Genomic DNA, 913 nt, shown 5'->3' with positions numbered 1-913 from the left:
AGTAACAAAGCTCGCCTCGGGCAAGCTAAATCTGATTTTCGTAGCGGGATTAAACGGATTGGGCATATTTTGTGAAATCAATACATTATTTTCACTATTATTAATTCCCTTATTTACAGAAGTATTATTAATCTTATAAATTTTATATCCGTCTATAGAACCTTCATTTGAAAATACTGAAAAATAATTTTGAGTATCTTTTACTCTCACTTTGTAATAAAAATGGTCAACAGGAACAGGGGTAATTACTTGATTGTCTATATAAGAATTTGAGAGTGTAGTTGCTATTAACGTCCAATTACCACTATTCTCTTTACGCCATACCTCATAATTGGAAATATCAGGTTCAGAATTTTCATCCCAAGTAATTACTGGGTGTGTACCGTTAGATGAAACTTGTAAATTTTGCGGTTTAGATGGCGAACCAGCAAATTCGTCGCCATTTCCATCACCATCAAAATAAAAAGTAATTTGGTCTGTACCCGTAACTTCAATACTGAATTGCAACGAAGAAGTATTACGCGGATTGCTGGCTGGTGAAAATACGTTATTAAATGTTTGATCAAAAGCATCTTCATCATCACCCCATGCAGAATTCTCGTTATATACAGGGGTGTAGCAAGCATAAGTCACCCCGCTTATAACTTGCCTAAAGTTCATTTCATCATATCCACTCACATTCGGTGTAGTTCGGGTCAGTGTATGTGTTGATGTATTTATACTAAAATCCCAGTTCCCGTCGGCACAAAGCACATCAATTGAAGGAGGGTATGAAGAAGCTCCTGTCACTCTATAAAAATAAAATCCAGTATCCCCCGCCCAATCATGATAACTTTGTTTCTTCCGGTTTTCAATAAGGAAATAATCTGAACTACTAATCGGAACACGTAAAACTTGATCGTCCGTCATGTAA

The 913-nt window shown here is 36.0% G+C and carries 1 pseudogene; it reads right to left on the bottom strand.

The window, feature by feature from the left end:
• A pseudogene (locus ACSSWA_RS14925) lies at nt 1–913 on the bottom strand (hypothetical protein); the annotation flags it as partial.

The organism is Melioribacter sp. Ez-97 (genome assembly GCF_051488665.1).
Lineage (GTDB): Bacteria > Bacteroidota > Ignavibacteria > Ignavibacteriales > Melioribacteraceae > Melioribacter.
Note: the sequence above shows the minus strand (reverse complement) of the source record. Positions and strands in the feature narration are given on the sequence as shown.